Origin of the sequence: Acinetobacter sp. YH01004 (genome assembly GCF_013420455.1) — a bacterium.
Taxonomy (GTDB): Bacteria; Pseudomonadota; Gammaproteobacteria; order Pseudomonadales; family Moraxellaceae; genus Acinetobacter; species Acinetobacter towneri.
The window spans coordinates 49,579-63,528 of the sequence record NZ_VOXZ01000011.1 but is presented as its reverse complement, the minus strand read 5'-3'; the positions used below and the strand labels follow the sequence as shown (position 1 = coordinate 63,528).

Below are 13,950 nucleotides of genomic sequence, written 5' to 3'. Positions count from 1 at the left end.
TTGACCATTTTTACTTAAAAGAAAATCTATATTGTCATTTTAAAAATAACGTCGCTCATGCACATTTAAACTGAATACAAAAATGCTCAATGGAAGATGGACATTCCGTTGAATAAGGATAGACAGAAATTCGAGAGTCTCGGTTTCTGCGCAGAATAAAAACAGGAAAATATATGCACAATAACGGACAACGCAGGTCTGGCTTGGCTTTGCTCAGACATATATGGACAGAATGGATTTCTACATTCGTTATTTTGATCTTGTTGCTACTGACACTTATTATTGGTACAGGTGAAATGGTACATGGTCAGTTGTTGCGCATGGGTGAACGCCTATACGGTGACCCTGCAACGGGTATGCAGTATTCATTTTTGCGTGCCGAACCCACTGCACCTGACTGCGAACGCAACCCCGATATCGATGCACAAGTACATGCCCAAATGCAAGCCAATGCTGCTGATGAGTTTGCCGATATTTTTGGTACTGCCTCTGAATCAGATGTCCGCGCTTCCATTTTAGCAGCCAAACAAATTTGTGAAGAAAAATTTCAATTTCATGATCAGGCGATTCAGCATATTCAAGCCCATCCAAGCTTGAAAATGTATCGAACCATTGAAACCTCTTTTTTTGGTATTTTTAAATTTGGTACTGAAAACCGTGCCATTTTATTGGTATTGATGGTGGTCTTTGCTGCAATTAGTGCCACTTTAAAGACCCATCACATTGGTTTACGTGGCCCTGCGACCAAAATTGACTTCAAGGTGTATTCGACCTTAATGGTGGTGGCGAATGGTTTCTTAACCTCGTCAAGTATCAGTCAATATCGTTCAGTACTCAATTCAGGCGTACCGATGAGTGGTGAAACGCAAATCATTTACTGGATGTGGATGATTCTGTTTGCAACTCTGACTTTAATTAGTTTATTCCAGCTTATTAAGCCACCTGCACCGACCCGTGAAGGCGGTAGTTTAGGTCTTGCTTTCCTGAGCGTACCTTTGTATGCCTATATGGCAATTAGTACGGGTTTCTCTTTTACCTTCCTGATGGATTATCCAATGGGGCAAGGGATTTACCTAGGGCAACTGGTCGAATTCTCTAGTATTTTCTTGAACTTGGCTTTGTTTATTTGGGCGGGGATGTTGCTCAAACAAACCCGAATTGTGGATTTGTTCCTGAATATTCTGCGTCCGTGGAATTTGGCACCTGAAACTTTAACCTGGCTGATTCTGATTGCTGCTGCATTACCAACGGCTTATACCGGTGCATCGGGGATTTTTGTCATTGCTGCAGGTGCGATCATTTATAAAGAAGTTTGGAATGCGGGTGGACGACGTCAGTTTGCACTGGCGGCAACTGCCATGTCGGGTTCAATGGGGGTCGTGCTTCGCCCTTGCCTATTGATTGTTGTAGTGGCATCGCTGAATAAAGAAGTCACAACGGACATGCTATATCACTATGGTTTGTATGTGTTCCTCTTGACTTCAACCCTGTTTTTAGTGATTTCATTGTTCTTTGCTGAAAATAAATTCCGCATTGCTGCACCGCGTATAGCTGCGCCATTGTCCTTAGGTGCTTTTGGCCCAGTATTGCCATATATCCTCATTTTTGTGTTGATTTGGTTGTTCTATAAATATGCTTTAGACACCAATATGAATGAATTTACTGCACCTGTAATGATGCCGGTTATTTTATTGATGATGGTGTTGTTTGATAAATTGCGCCATGAACCTGCGCCTATTCCAGCGATAGGGCAGTGGGATCAGACTTTAGATCACAAGCCTGTAGCACAACAGACAGCAGCTTCATCTGAGCGCTCATTATTGACTGCACCTGATTCACCATTGCGTCAGTATGGTTTCTTCAAAGCTCTGCATTTATCGACCAGTGAAACGGTGGGACATATTGGGGCATTGGTAATTTTGATGGCGCTTTCAGTCAGTGTAGGTGGCTATTTAGAACGCATTGAAATTATGGAAGCGTTCCCAACCGACATTAGCAGCATCTTTATTGTGATTAGCCTGATTGTTGCCTTGATGATTTTTGTGGGCATGATTATGGATCCATTCGGTGCGGTGATTCTAATTTCTGCAACGGTTGCGCCTGTAGCTTATCAATATGGGATACATCCTGCGCATTTCTGGATGATTACCCTAATTGGTTTTGAATTAGGCTATGTGACGCCACCTGTAGCGCTGAATCACTTATTGGCAAGGCAGTCGATTGGAGATGAAGAAGTCGCTGCAGCCGATGCAGAAGTTCGTCATAAATCGTTCTATTATCGTTATGAGCGTTGGATTTTGCCTATGATTGTGATGCTTCCTGCGATGTTGATTATTGCCTATGCACCGTATGCGTTCAAGCTATTCGGCTGGTATGAATAAGCACATGGATACTTAATCACTGTCATCTTATTATTTAAAAACACCCTGTGGTTCACTACGGGGTGTTTTTTTAATAGGTTGATATGCAGGGAATACAAAGCAGCATTATGAATGCGGGGAGTGATGATTCAGGTGTTTTTGTAACAGTGGACTGCACAAAATAATGGCAAGCAAAATTAGGGCAAAGCCAATTAAACTAAATAAGTCTGGCGTTTCATGCCAAAAGCTAAAGCCCCAAATCCCTGCAAAAATAATCGCAATGTAATTGACAGGGCCAATTTGCCCAGCAGGGGCAAGACGGTAGGCATTGGACATAAAGATCTGACTGATATTGGCCAGCAATCCTGCACCAATTAAAAAACTCAATTCTTTTAAGTTGTAAGGACGCCATGACCAGAACATCGGTACAACAGAAATGAGTGTCCCAATCATGCAAAAATAAAACACAATGCGTTCAGGCGGTTCGGTTTGAGTCAGGGCGCGTACCGTGACAAAAGCCATCGCTGCTAAAAAACTGGCACTGAGTCCAATTGCGGACATGCTATTAAACATACCTGCATCGGGTTTGGCGACAAATAACACGCCAAATAAACCAATGAACGCAGCCCATAGCATTGGTTTGGTGATTTTTTCTTTAAGGAATAGCCATGCAATTAAGGGAATAAAAATAGGCGATGAATAGGTGAAGACCATCGCATTGGACAGTTTTAGATTGGCAATCGCGTAGAAAAAACCATACATGGCGGTTAATCCGACTACCGAACGCCAAGTGTGCATCCATAACTTTTCAGTTTTAAAAAAGCCCAAGCCTTTATTGAAAATGAGCGGGATAAAAATAAACAAACCAATGAAATTACGGAAAAATACCACTGTGGCATTATCTACCGTTTCTGATGCGTAACGAACGCACACTCCCATGAGTGAAAACAGAAAGGCAGAGCAGGTCAACAGCATAATTGCTTTGAGCAAATTTTGTTGGGCAGAACCAGAAGATGTCATACAAATAAAGCCAGAATAACCTCTGGCTATTCTAGCTTAAATTGGCTACAACACTGACCCTTTATCGTATTTTAAAATGACTGATGTGAAGCAGAGGAGGCTTACTGTGCCAGTTGGGCTTCCAGTATTTTGATTTGTTCTTCTTTCAGTTTAATCAATTCATCAGCATCGTTATGTTGCTGTTTTAATAAGGCACGTTGATCATTCAGCTGATTTTGAATGTCATCTAATTTAGCCACTTCTTCTTTGGCAAGCGCTGCATTCTCAGATATAGGTGCTTTGAGTAAATCTTCTGTGACCAACTGTTTTGGTGCTGCTTCATCTTCTTGCAATGGCGTTGCTTCAGCAGGTACAGCTTTCGCTACAGACGCCGTAGTTGGGGCAGTTTCTATAGGCGCAGTATTGTCGCTATCGCCCATCCATTGAAAGATAAATACGGCAATAATGACAATAATTAACCCACCCGTAATCGCCCATAAAAGCTTAGGGTTATGTCGTTGATCTTCAGTCATGCGTTGTTGAACCTTATTGTTTTACTTTGACTGACGCGGCTTAAACTGGATCACCCCAATTTCATCTGAAACCTCTGGGATTTCAGGTTCATCAATATGTGTTGGACGGTTTTCCGTATAATCACACTCGATACATTCGATCCATTCAGCTTCGTCAGCGGTGAGCATGACAACCCGATCCATCGCCTGACATTTCGGACATTTTGCGCCTGCAATGAAACGACGTTTAATGGTCATCACGACTCCCCTAACTTCATCTAAAGTTCTTAGTTTAAGCGTTTTTGACTATGTTCGTCCAACCTTGATGACGTAATAGTGCGTCTATTTTTGGCTCGCGTCCGCGGAAATTGATAAATGCGTCAAGCGCTGAATCTTTTCCGCCAACTGCTAGAATAAACTGTCTAAACTGCTTGCCAGTTTCGGTGTTAAATAGCCCTTCATTTTCAAAGCGATCAAAGGCATCGCTGGCCAAAACCTCTGCCCATTTGTATGAATAATATCCTGCAGCATAGCCGCCTGCGAAAATATGGCTGAAGCTGTGCTGGAAGCGGTTGTAAGCTGTAGTTGGCGCAACGGCATAGTTTTGACGAATATCATCTAGCATGGCTTGAATCTGTTCCGCATTTAAAGCAGGGTTGCTGCGATGAATACTTAAATCGAACAGGGCAAATTCAATTTGGCGCAGGCTCTGCATTCCCGACTGGAAGAAACGTGCATCTAACAGTGCTTTAAGCAGGTGTTCTGGCAGGGTGTCTTGGGTTTCAATATGCGCACTCAGCATATCTAAACTATCTTGATCCCAAGTCCAAAATTCCATGAATTGGCTTGGTAATTCCACCGCATCCCAAGCGACACCATGTGTACCTGCCACAGCAATATTATCTACTTCAGTTAGCATGTGATGTAAGCCATGTCCAAATTCATGGAATAGGGTGATGACTTCATCATGCGTTAAAAGCGCGGGTTGGTCTGCAACAGGTGGGGTAAAGTTACACACCATATAGCAAATTGGTTTTTGTAAACCTTGTGCCAATTGCATGCGTGAACGGAAACCACTCATCCATGCGCCGCCGCGTTTGCCTGTACGGGCATATAGATCAAAGTAAAAACCACCAATCACTTGACCTTGATCTTCAAGTTCAAAATAACGTGCATCAGGATGCCAAACAGGGGCAGCGCGCTCAATAATATCGACATCGTATAAACGCTTGACGATGCTAAATAGACCTTCAACCACTTTCGGTGCAGGGAAATATGGTTTTAACATTTCTTGTGAAAGGTTAAATTGCTGTAATTTTAATTTTTCAGAATAGTAGCCTGTATCCCACGGTTGTAAGGTATCAATCCCATCTTGGGCGGCAATGGCTTTGAGTTCGGCAATTTCTTGTTCTGCAGGTGCACGAGCATGTTCTGCCAGTTCACGCAGGAATTGATCGACTGCTTCGACACTTGGTGCCATTTTGCTGGCAAGGGATAATTCTGCATAGTTGTTAAAACCGAGCAATTGCGCCATTTCTTGACGTAAACGCAAGATTTCTTCCATGATCGGGGTGTTGTCAAATTCAGACTGGGCTGATTGATCGGACGCGCGAGTAGTGTATGCCTGATACAAGGTTTCGCGCAAAGCACGATCATCGGCATAGGTCATAATGGCTAAATAGGCAGGAATATCCAGTGTTGCCACAGCTTGTTCCAATTCGCGTTGCTGACCATATTGTTTCAGCAATTCAACGCTGCTTGGCGGTAAACCTTTGAGCTGATCTTCGGACAATACTTTGTAATAGGCTTGGGTGGCATCCAATACATGATTGGAAAAGTCTGATGACAGTTGCGATAAACGCGCTGAAATTTCAGCATAGCGTTTTTTAGCTTCACCTTCTAAGGCCACACCTGACAGTTTAAAGTCGCGCAATGCCAGTTGAATTGCGCTTTGTTGTGCAGCAGGCAAATCTTTAAAGGTGTTGGCGTCGTGAATATGTTGATAGCTTTGATACAACACCGTGTGCTGACCCAATTGAGTGTAGTAGTCGCTTAAACTTGGTAACAGCGCTTGATACACTTCGCGGGTTTCAGGATTATTCATGACCGCATTTAAATGTGACAGCACGCCCCATGCTTCGCTCATGTTATTTTCGAGCTGATCAATCTGTTCTAAAACATTTAATTGCGCCGTCGTATTTTCAGGTACTGCAGTCAGATTATTTAAAAAGTTTTGTCCCTGCTGAATGGCATGCTCAATTTTTTGTTTTAAATCTGCCAGGGTAATTTGATCAAATTGTGGAACAGGCAAAGTTGCCTTTTCTAATGTCATGTCGGTCTGCCGATTTATTTCCTGTGTTATTTGTAGAAGTAAGGCTTCTAGAAGGATAAATCAAGCCTTGGGTGCTATTTATTCGCTCTTGTTTCACCGTGGATAGATTGAATATCTTGGATGTAGGTGCCAAAGCGCCCCTCAATGACCGATAATTTTATGAATAGATTTTGATTTTTGTAGTGTTCATATTCATCTACATTGATTCGAAACATACCAGTAGAGTCATACGGTGTTTCAATAGAATAGTAGACACTTCCTTTTTTACCATGTTTTTTAACAGCGCTTGCTTCCAATGTCACCACAGTAGGTGTACCCAAAACTAGGGTATGAAGCAGAGGAGGATAGACAACTAGATTTAAGTAAAGAAACAGAATTACAAAAATAGGGAAGAGGAGTAAAAAATAGAATTTTGGCTTTTTTTGTACATTTGTCCATGTACGTGGAATGATCCATTGTCCGTATCTATGCAGAACATAAAAGTAGATCAAAACAGCCAAATAAATCAACGTTGCAACAATGAAGGCTGTGATTTTGACTTGATTTGTTGGGGTGAAGTCTATAAAAAAGAGAGCAATCAGTGCTGAAATACTAAGTACAAAGACTAAGCATATTACATATTCATGGTAATAGTATTTAGTAATTTTCTGTGATGTCATGATTTTTAAGTGGTTTATTTTTATAGAGATATATTAAATGAAAAAGAGCGCCGTAGCACTCTTTTTTATTTAGTAAAATTTACTCACCCTTTGCTTTGGCATTGGATTTTTTCTTTTTCACCTTGGTCTTTTTTTTGGCTTTGTCTTTCGGTTTAGCTTCCGACTTCGCTGAGGTTTTTTTACCGTAAGAACTCGGTTTGTTTTTTGGTTTTTTCTTCGGCACAGGTTGCTCACCGTTTTCACTTAAAGTCGCCTTGCTTGGACGCTCAGAAAAAACTTCTTCGGTGGCTTCACGGCTGAACGGTTTTGCCACGCGCGGTGCGCGCATACGAATAGCGCGACCTGCATGGGTAAGTTGTTGCATGAGTTCAAAATCAATTTTGCGGTCTTCTAAATTGACAGCCGCGACTTTAATTTTGACTTCATCACCCAAGCTAAAGCTTTGACCACGTGCTTGTCCAATTAGGCTTTGGCTGGCTTGGTCAAATACAAAGAAGTCATCGCCCAATTGGCTGACATGAATCATGCCATCGACATAAAGGTCTTTGAGAGTGACAAACAGACCGAATTCGGCTACTGCAGAAATTACGCCTACAAATTCTTCGCCCAAATGCTGCTGCATATAGTGGCATTTTAGCCATGTGGTGACAGAGCGCGAGGCTTCATCGGCACGACGTTCAGTTGCAGAATAATGTTCGCCTGCATCATCTAAAGCTGCACCTGAAAGTGGTGATGGCTTTTGTTTTAAATGCGCTTTAATGGCACGGTGTAACAATAGGTCAGGGTAGCGACGGATTGGTGAAGTGAAATGCGTGTAGGCATCATAAGCTAAACCAAAGTGTCCTGCATTGTTGGCACCATAATAGGCCTGCATCATGGAACGTAATAACACCGCGTGAATACTTGGCGCATCAATACGATCTTTAGTGGCTTCAATCACCGCTTGATAGTCGGCCTGAGTGGGTTGTTCTGGAAAATGTAGCCCAAGTAATTTGACAAAATCACGGACTTTTTGAATACGTGAAAACTCTGGCGGTTCATGCACACGGTACAGCATCGGCACATCATGTTTGAGTGCATATTCTGCTGCTGCGACGTTGGCGAGTAACATACATTCTTCAATCAGTTTATGCGCATCGTTACGGCTGCGCGGCAAAATTTCTTTAATTCCACCTAACTCATCAAAGGTCATGTAGGTTTCAACGGTTTCAAACTCCATGGCATGACGTTCAGCACGTAAACCTTTCAGCACTTGATACAGTTGGAACAGAGTATTTAATGATTTGCACACCTCCCGATCTTCTGGAATTGCCGCACTATCACCCTCAAAATATTGTGCCACTTGAGTATAGGTTAAACGCGCTTTGGAATGCATGACCGAAGGATAAAACTCAAAACCTGTGACCCGACCTGCGCGTGACAGTTTTAAATCGCAGACCATACACAAACGGTCAACCTGCGGATTGAGTGAACATAAACCATTCGATAAAGCTTCAGGCAACATCGGTAATACAAAATGCGGGAAATAGACTGAAGTCCCACGTTCCTGTGCTTCATCATCCAATGGTTTGCCTGTGCGGACATAATGGCTGACATCGGCAATTGCGACTACGACACGGTAACCACCGCCTGGACGTTTTTCGGCGTATACCGCATCGTCAAAGTCGCGGGCATCTTCACCATCAATAGTCACTAAGGCTAAATCGCGTAAATCAACACGTCCTTCACGGTCTTGGGCTGTCGGTTCTTGAAAGCTTTCGGCTTCTTGAATGACATCTTCAGGAAATTCATACGGCAGACCAAATTCTAAAATGGTTTGCGGAATAATAATTTCAGTTTCGGCTTTGTCTGCCATCGACTGAATAATATGTCCTGTGGCAAATTCTTCGCGGGTTGGATAGTCGTCAATGGCAATGCGCACGGAATCGCCCAATTTAACTTGGGCATGTTCAATTAATTCTTTTTCAAGGGTAATGGGTTGATGGCTATTTGGCTGGGCAGGCTGAATAAAATATTCACCATCGTATTCTGACAATTTACCAATGATTTGTTTGACACGACGCTGGGTGACTTCGGTAATAAAGCCCCATGCCTTGCCTTTACGATCTACCGAAGTCTGGCGGACTTTGACTTGATCGCCATTAAACACCAAACGTAGTTCGCGTTCAGGCAATAAAATATCTTCATGACCTGCAATATTGGCTGTGCCTAAACCTTTACTGTTGATGTAAACCGTGGCGTCATGAGTCGGTTGTTCTGCAGCCAGCTGGAACTTTAATCCATCTTTCATGAGCTGACCATCACGTACCATGGCAATTAAACGATGGCTCAGGGCATCAATACTTTTTTGATCGGCAATCGCAAAATGCTCTACCAAGTCTGCATGTGACTGTGCCGCCTGCAAGGTTTCAATGGTTTCTAAGATTAAGGTACGGCTTGGAATAGGATTTTCGTAGCGTTCGGCTTCAGCTTTCGCTTCAGGATCGACCCAATTTTTCATCATGGAATAAACTTCATGTCAGAAGATAGGTTTAGCATAAGTCATGTACGGAAAGACTGCACGTAAATGATTGCAATAATGTGTTTTCTGTCGTTATTTTACGATGTTTCTAGTTTTTGTGCAGCGATTGCCAAAAGTTCAGGCGTAATTCTGGTGATGAATCCTGAAAATTGTTTAAAAAATATTTAATTGAGCAAAAATATGCAAAAATTGTGGTATCGAAGCTTGCAGTGCTAGCACTTAATTTGTATTATGGCGGCACGTTACGGTGAGATGGGTGAGTGGCTGAAACCACGTCCCTGCTAAGGACGCATACGGGTAACTGTATCGAGGGTTCGAATCCCTCTCTCACCGCCACGCTTTACTTATGTCGCGCTCATAGCTCAGCTGGATAGAGCACTTGGCTACGAACTAAGGGGTCGGGAGTTCGAATCTCTCTGAGCGCACCAATAAGTAAACCGAACAGTAACGTATCGCCTAAATTGGCACACAAGTAATGCGCTCATAGCTCAGCTGGATAGAGCACTTGGCTACGAACTAAGGGGTCGGGAGTTCGAATCTCTCTGAGCGCACCAACTTGAACAATCAACCGCTTAAATGCGGTTTTTTTGTGCCTGAAATTTAGTAAACTCAAACAATAATCAGTTTATTAAAAAGAATAGCGTACTCATAGTTTTACGTTAAAATTCTTTTGAATCGTCCAATATCTGTGCATTTGATTGCAAAATGATGAATTAATACTTAACAGCCAGAAAAAAACACGTATAATGCACCCCATCAAGTCGTCGCGCTCATAGCTCAGCTGGATAGAGCACTTGGCTACGAACTAAGGGGTCGGGAGTTCGAATCTCTCTGAGCGCACCAACTTGAAATAAAAAACCGCACTTTTGATGCGGTTTTTTTGCATCTACACTATCTAAAAATGATGAAATTTCTGTGTCAAAAGCATGACCATTGTTTTACGTCTGGCTTTGAGCGAATAAACACGAAAAAAATAAGGAAAGTGCTCAATCTAGTGTAAGATTTAGCTCAATTTGAATGACTTGATGATGAGCTTATGTCTGACACGCAGCCAGCATTGTCTTTGCGCTATTTTTTAAATTTAGAAGAATCTCAAGACGGCTTTGCCCTTGCGACTTTTGGTAAAAAACAATTTACCCGTTTTATTACACCGTTGATTAGTGTGGCGATTATTGCTTGGGGCTTTTATTTGGGCTTCGATGGGGTAGGTCGCTATTATGTTGCACTCGGTGCTTTCTTTTTAATCTTGCAAACTTTAATGCGTTATTGGTTTTTGCCAATGATGTTTAAACGCCAGTTTGTAAAATACCAATTTGGAAAAAGCGAGCAAGGCATTGATTTATTTCAGGACTATGCCGAGCTGTATGCCAATGGTCGTAAACAGGTATTTCATTATAACGAGGTGCAAAATTTCGCTGTGGGTAAACTGACCTATATGCTGGAATTAAAAAATCGTACAGTGGTGATTGTACCGAAACGTGCATTTAATCAGCCTGCAGAACAAACGGTTTTTGAAAATACTTTTAAAAAGTAAGTTCTAATTTTCCCAATTTACGAATTATTTGAGGATGATCATGAGTACACGTCCATCTAAAATTGTCTGTGTCGGTCGCAGTTATGCAGACCATGCCAAAGAATTAGGTAATGCTGTACCTGATCGTCCTGTGTTATTTATTAAACCGCCAAGCAGTTTACGCAGTTTAAGTGATGGGATTACGTGGAATAAGGTCTGGGGCAATTGTCACTATGAATGTGAATTGAGTTTACGCATTGACCAACCTTTAAATGCAGACACAGATCCTGCCAAAGTATTGGATGCTGTAGGTGCAGTGACCTTGGGTTTGGATTTAACTTTGCGTGAATTGCAGGATGAACTTAAGAAAAAAGGACAGCCGTGGGAACGAGCCAAAGCGTTTGACGGTTCTTGTGTGTTGGCAGATTGGGTGGATGTATCGGAAATTCAGGACTGGAAAAACGTGCAATATCGTTTGGACATTAATGATGAATTACGTCAGCAAGGCGATACCAGTTTATTGATTTTTGATATTGCGGCATTGTTGGCAGATATTAGCCAAGTATTTAGTTTAGAACCTGGTGATGTGGTAATGACTGGTACACCTGCAGGGGTGGCAGCATTACAGTCGGGCGATCAGTTGAAGATGACCTTACAAGGACGTACTCAGGCATTTGTCTGGACGACTTTTGTAAAATAAATAGTGGTGTAAACGGTGATGTCATCAAAAGATGAGTATCACCGTTTTGTACTTGCTTTTAAATCCAATGGTTATACTTTCAGTAAATGCTGAAATTTACTGCGTAATTTATTCAGTTTCGGTGGAATGGAAAAATTGCAGTAGCCCTGATTTGGATTTTTGGCAAAGAAATTCTGATGATAGTCTTCTGCAGGGTAAAATTCAGGTGCTGCACTGAGTTCAGTCACAACATTCACAGCTTCAGCTTGTAAGGCTGCAATCATCTCGGCGGCAGCTTGTTGCTGTGTAGCATCTAAATAATAAATCACAGAGCGGTATTGTGTGCCGACATCATTGCCCTGACGGTTTAATGTGGTTGGGTCGTGTGTGGCAAAAAACACCTCAAGTAATTGTGAATAGCTGATCTGCTGCTCATCAAAATCAATCAAAATGACTTCTGCATGTCCGCTGTCGCCACGGCAAATATCTTCATAGCTTGGGTTTAAGGTATGTCCACCTGCATAACCGCTGGTGACTTTTTCTACGCCTTGCAGTTGTAAAAATACGGCTTCGACACACCAGAAACATCCGCCACCAAACAATGCTTGTTGCATGATTTTGTCCTTATATTTTATGAATAAACCATTTTAAGCCTGTCTATTATTAGGCTTAGCCGTTAACGTGCAGCCGTTGGTGTTTCAAATTGAATCAGTAAATTTCCATGGCGATCTAGCAATTTCAGGGTTTTACCATAGACCTGATAATGCGTCACTTTATTTAGGGCTTCATGAAATTTCTGATCTAAGTTGTTGTTATTTAAGCAAGCCATTCGCGTGGTTGCCAATTGCCCCAATTGTAGGGTGTCACGTCCTGCGACATAACTACCGCTGAGTCGGTTACAACTATCTGAACCTGTGACTGTTTGTGTGGCGGCATCAAAGTTTAAATATGGCAAGTTTTGGCGGTTTGCTTCTGTTTTTAACATGCTGTTGCCCAATTGCGTAGCAGTCCATGTACGTTGTACTAAGTTGGCTTGATTGATTGCGCTAATTTGGCTTGCACTCGTTTGAGTTGGCATAGTTTCACATCCTGATAAAGCAATCATTGCACCCAATAAGGTGATCCCGAAGTATTTTTTTAGCATGGAATGATCTCTAATTTTTTGAAATTGTTGCTATCTAAACAAATTATGCGCCGTGGCTCTAGTTAAACTTGTATGTTTGCTGCAACTTTTTCCAAGATATGGTGTGGTTTTTTCTCTGAATTGATTGTATCTGCGCAAAATGACCAAAATAGGTCAGGGCAGCACTTTGTTCTGATAAGTCGGATGCGAATAAGGCGTGCTGATGTTTGCTGAAGAATCGAGCTGCACGCCTTGTCGAATGAGCGCGGAAAAGTCTTGGCTGTGGATATCTTTTAAGTTTTCCACACGTGGGTTAATGTGGGCACGTTGATACCAAGTTTGCATATCCCAACGATGATCCAGCGCATGCAAATCATATAAATAATTGGGTAAATAACCCGAAGCAAACAGACGATAGTCGGCAGGGAAACGTTTTTGAGATACTGCCTGAATCATGTCAAACAGCAGCGTGGTGCAATTACTGGTCAACGTATTATACCAACGCGCTTTGGCGGCTAAAGCATCGGCTTTATGCAGATATTCCTGAAACAGTGCTTGTGCTTCTTGTGGATTGAGCTGGATCGGGAAAAAATAAACTTGCTCACCCCGAATATTGCTGCGGGTGTAGATGATATCTTTTTCATCGGCAGCGACAAGGCTCAGTTCATATTGCCGAAAGAAGCCGCCAATCGCAGAAAACTCTTCGTGTTTTTCTTTGCGAATTTCAATGGAAAAGGTGAGTGGCGCTTGATCGGCAAAGTCAAAACTGACTAAGGTATGCGCAATTTTTGGCCCCATCCAGTAAGAGGTGATGATATTCACCCCCGTAATCTGTTTCAGGTTAAATTGGCGGGTTTCCCAACGTTCGGTATAGCGACCATCGGCATGCCAGTCAAAATTGCGGACATTGTGCAGCGTGACCTGATCTTGTACTTGTTCATAATGCAGCATACGGGCTACTTCAGGGTTCCAGTCACGGTCTTGCTTGGCATCCATCCCAAAATACCAAAACAGCCCCAAGGTAAAACCCAAAAGATAAACCAAAATATCCTGATTGCGACTGAGCAAATGCTGAGTGATATAAATGCCCAAAATGCTGAGGGTGAAGGCTAGCCAAGTCCCAATCAGCACACGGCTCATTAACCAACCCAAAGGCTGATGAATCCACAAGGCCATACTGAGCCAAATAGAAGAAAGAACGACACCTAAACTGAAGATGAAATGCAGCATCCGCCATTCCTGAGGCAAAGTT

12 protein-coding genes and 4 tRNA genes are annotated in these 13,950 nt (G+C 42.4%); 7 read left to right on the top strand and 9 right to left on the bottom strand.

All coding sequences use genetic code 11. The features are described 5' to 3' along the window. Positions 1–173: 173 nt before the first annotated feature. Positions 174–2,381, top strand: coding sequence for a TRAP transporter large permease subunit (locus tag FTT71_RS08940; protein WP_167846333.1), 2,208 nt, complete (start codon positions 174–176; stop codon positions 2,379–2,381). A gap of 105 nt (positions 2,382–2,486) precedes the next feature. Here FTT71_RS08940 and FTT71_RS08935 read toward each other — a convergent pair whose 3' ends face one another. From FTT71_RS08935 to rnr, 6 genes are all read right to left on the bottom strand, one after another. Beyond that, the gene (locus FTT71_RS08935; RefSeq protein ID WP_004974770.1) at positions 2,487–3,380 is read right to left on the bottom strand and encodes a DMT family transporter; all 894 of its coding nucleotides are present in this window, start codon (positions 3,378–3,380) and stop codon (positions 2,487–2,489) included. A gap of 101 nt (positions 3,381–3,481) precedes the next feature. Continuing rightward, the gene (locus FTT71_RS08930) at positions 3,482–3,892 is read right to left on the bottom strand and encodes a hypothetical protein (RefSeq protein WP_004974772.1); all 411 of its coding nucleotides are present in this window, start codon (positions 3,890–3,892) and stop codon (positions 3,482–3,484) included. 21 nt (positions 3,893–3,913) lie between these two features. Further along, on the bottom strand, positions 3,914–4,123 hold the full coding sequence (locus FTT71_RS08925; protein ID WP_171324836.1) for a YheV family putative zinc ribbon protein: 210 nt from the start codon (positions 4,121–4,123) through the stop codon (positions 3,914–3,916). A 40-nt stretch (positions 4,124–4,163) separates the two neighbouring features. After that, positions 4,164–6,203, bottom strand: coding sequence for a M3 family metallopeptidase (locus FTT71_RS08920; RefSeq protein WP_131260579.1), 2,040 nt, complete (start codon positions 6,201–6,203; stop codon positions 4,164–4,166). 74 nt (positions 6,204–6,277) lie between these two features. Further along, complete coding sequence (locus FTT71_RS08915; RefSeq protein ID WP_111885424.1) at positions 6,278–6,862, bottom strand: hypothetical protein; 585 nt, start codon at positions 6,860–6,862, stop codon at positions 6,278–6,280. A gap of 79 nt (positions 6,863–6,941) precedes the next feature. Continuing rightward, positions 6,942–9,365 (bottom strand): ribonuclease R, encoded by a 2,424-nt coding sequence (gene rnr, locus FTT71_RS08910; RefSeq protein ID WP_180072686.1) that lies wholly within the window; start codon positions 9,363–9,365, stop codon positions 6,942–6,944. Positions 9,366–9,629: 264 nt separating this feature from the next. Here rnr and FTT71_RS08905 point away from each other — a divergent pair. The 6 genes from FTT71_RS08905 to FTT71_RS08880 all read left to right on the top strand — a co-directional run bounded on the left by FTT71_RS08905 (position 9,630) and on the right by FTT71_RS08880 (position 11,596). Next, positions 9,630–9,719, top strand: a tRNA-Ser gene (locus tag FTT71_RS08905). 15 nt (positions 9,720–9,734) lie between these two features. Further along, positions 9,735–9,811, top strand: a tRNA-Arg gene (locus FTT71_RS08900). A gap of 49 nt (positions 9,812–9,860) precedes the next feature. Next, positions 9,861–9,937 (top strand) — tRNA-Arg (locus tag FTT71_RS08895). 212 nt (positions 9,938–10,149) lie between these two features. Continuing rightward, positions 10,150–10,226, top strand: a tRNA-Arg gene (locus FTT71_RS08890). A gap of 193 nt (positions 10,227–10,419) precedes the next feature. Beyond that, entirely contained in the window at positions 10,420–10,917 is a 498-nt protein-coding gene (locus tag FTT71_RS08885) for a YcxB family protein (protein ID WP_179993954.1), read from the top strand. A gap of 34 nt (positions 10,918–10,951) precedes the next feature. Continuing rightward, positions 10,952–11,596: a fumarylacetoacetate hydrolase family protein gene (locus FTT71_RS08880; protein ID WP_286428345.1), complete on the top strand. Its 645-nt coding sequence runs from the start codon at positions 10,952–10,954 to the stop codon at positions 11,594–11,596. 71 nt (positions 11,597–11,667) lie between these two features. Here FTT71_RS08880 and msrA read toward each other — a convergent pair whose 3' ends face one another. The 3 genes from msrA to FTT71_RS08865 all read right to left on the bottom strand — a co-directional run bounded on the left by msrA (position 11,668) and on the right by FTT71_RS08865 (position 13,928). Next, positions 11,668–12,189, bottom strand: a complete 522-nt coding sequence (gene msrA, locus FTT71_RS08875; protein ID WP_179993955.1) for a peptide-methionine (S)-S-oxide reductase MsrA — start codon at positions 12,187–12,189, stop codon at positions 11,668–11,670. 62 nt (positions 12,190–12,251) lie between these two features. Then, the gene (locus tag FTT71_RS08870) at positions 12,252–12,719 is read right to left on the bottom strand and encodes an META domain-containing protein (RefSeq protein WP_004974787.1); all 468 of its coding nucleotides are present in this window, start codon (positions 12,717–12,719) and stop codon (positions 12,252–12,254) included. 153 nt (positions 12,720–12,872) lie between these two features. Beyond that, entirely contained in the window at positions 12,873–13,928 is a 1,056-nt protein-coding gene (locus FTT71_RS08865) for a DUF4105 domain-containing protein (protein ID WP_004974789.1), read from the bottom strand. Between the last annotated feature and the right edge of the window lie 22 nt (positions 13,929–13,950).